The sequence below is a fragment of the Apilactobacillus sp. EABW-1NA genome (assembly GCF_030398685.1).
GTDB lineage: Bacteria > Bacillota > Bacilli > Lactobacillales > Lactobacillaceae > Apilactobacillus > Apilactobacillus waqarii.
Genome location: NZ_JAPDKO010000052.1, coordinates 1 through 2,135, shown reverse-complemented (window position 1 = coordinate 2,135; position 2,135 = coordinate 1). Strand labels below are relative to the sequence as shown.

General features: G+C 28.1%; 2 protein-coding genes. Both read left to right on the top strand.

The features are described from left to right. Window positions 1-205: 205 nt before the first annotated feature. Window positions 206-1,606 carry an AbiH family protein gene (locus OEZ61_RS07985; protein WP_220382352.1) on the top strand — a complete coding sequence of 467 codons (1,401 nt, stop codon included), beginning with the start codon at window positions 206-208 and terminating at the stop codon, window positions 1,604-1,606. 77 nt (window positions 1,607-1,683) lie between these two features. Then, window positions 1,684-1,884: a hypothetical protein gene (locus OEZ61_RS07980; RefSeq protein ID WP_041152626.1), complete on the top strand. Its 201-nt coding sequence runs from the start codon at window positions 1,684-1,686 to the stop codon at window positions 1,882-1,884. The last annotated feature ends 251 nt before the right edge of the window (window positions 1,885-2,135 follow it).

The following is a 2,135-nucleotide window of genomic DNA, read 5'->3' as shown; positions in this document are numbered from 1 at the left end:
TTTCATATGAATATCTATTATTAGCCATACAAAAAACACCTCCGAATTATGTTATTTTATCAAATTAAAATAATCATTTTATCGAAAGTGCTTTTATTTATCTGTTCAATATTATAACTTCAGTTCCAATCGGGAGGGCTTTTTTATTACCTTTAGTGATAAAATAAATATACAACTTGAATGCATAAAAAAGGAGGAGCACTCTTTGTCAGAAGAAAACACATTAATCATAACCGGAAATGGGGCTGATTTATATTCTGAGCTCGATACAAATTTCTCTGATTACATAAACCCAAAAAGACTGAAAATTTTACAAACGTTTGAAACATATAGAAAGTTTAGAGATCTTATCCAAACGTATTTAGAAAAATACAACATTAGATTTTCGGATGATATTAAAGGGAAAATAGTTAATTATCCTTTAATGGTAATGATAAATGGCGATTCACACACCGAATCTTTTTATAATTCACTGGAAAAGGAAATCCAAAGCATAAAATTGAATTATAATGATGCTACAAAAATAGCTACTGAAATAAAATCAAACTTGGATTCTCTAAACGAAGAATTATTATCATCCTTTAAATACGATGACTTTAATTTTTGGGAAACGTTAGCTGTTATAACCGATAAAAGTAAAGGTTCATGGTACGACATTGAAAACCTAATAAAAGATTTCATATTATGCGGATATCCATCTGGAGATTATCAAACAAGCATTTTTAAACATATGAAAGATTTCATGGACGAATTAAATAATGATAATTATCTTATGGCCAACAATTACTCATCACCATACACAAGAAAATTAAAATCTTATTCTTACTTTTGTTTTGTCGTTTGCATACTGATTTATAAAAATAAAGATGCAATTGATAATTTTCAAAGTTATTATTTACTTAATGAACTATACGAATTAGAAAATAATTTTGCTGATTACATCACCAAAAATATGCAAACACATGAAAACTATGAAGCTAATATAGAATTACTTATGAATACTTTAATGAAAATTTCAAAAAATACATCATTTAATTTATTTACATTTAATTACACTAGGCCTCAGCTATCTTCGTGCAATATTAAAAAATCAAAAAATATACATGGAAATATTAATAATTCCAGCCAACGAAACCACAGTCCCGTTATAATTGGAATAGATAGCAAAATTGATGAAAAATATAGAAGCAATGAGGAGGATTATCAAAATATATTCTCATTTACAAAAACTAAAAGGATTCTAAGTTTAGTTGATGAAAATATCGATGTATTAGACCCTAATATTGACGAAATAATTTTCTTTGGTCATTCATTAGGAGAATCAGATTATTCATATTTTCAATCAATATTTGACTATTACGACATTTACAACTCTTACTTAAAAATTAAATTTGTTTTTAGTCCTCGTTACTCAAAAGATGATGATGAAAACGATAAATTACTTAAAGATATGTCTAAATTAGAATCGCAGAGCGTAAAAGTTTCTAAACTTATTAATGAATATGGGTCAACATTTGATAATACTAATCATGGTAATAATTTGCTTCATAAATTGTTAACTCAAGGTAGACTACAAATTATCAATATAGAAGATTTCTTAAACTAAATACTGAACACTTCACATCTATGGTGCTACTATATAGTTGGATTCAGATATAAATTGAATTGATAGAGGCGATTGATATGACTGAATCAGAAATTATAGATGGAATTAAGCAAGTAAAGACAACACCAGGTATGATTGATTACCTAAGAACATTATTGAAGAAAGGTCGCAAGGAAGACCCTACTGACGTTCACACATTCCATGATTTTGAAAAGGCATTGTATGATTACAACAATCATCAATACCAAACTCATAACCAAGCTGACAACTCACTATAATCTTATTAAGTCAAAGAAGGTCTTATGATGATGAAGAGATTTCGAATTCATGATTGCACTACTTTGTTACTTGATAGATTTTCAATATAATGTAGAGACATTCTAAATGAAAAAGACATCCGGATGGTGCACTGCACCCCAAAGTTTGTACAAAACTTTGGGGTGTTTTTGTGTCTAAATATAAAGTAGAAGATAAATTAAATGTAATTAACGCATACCTAAACGGTATGGGATCTCAAATGGTAGCTAGA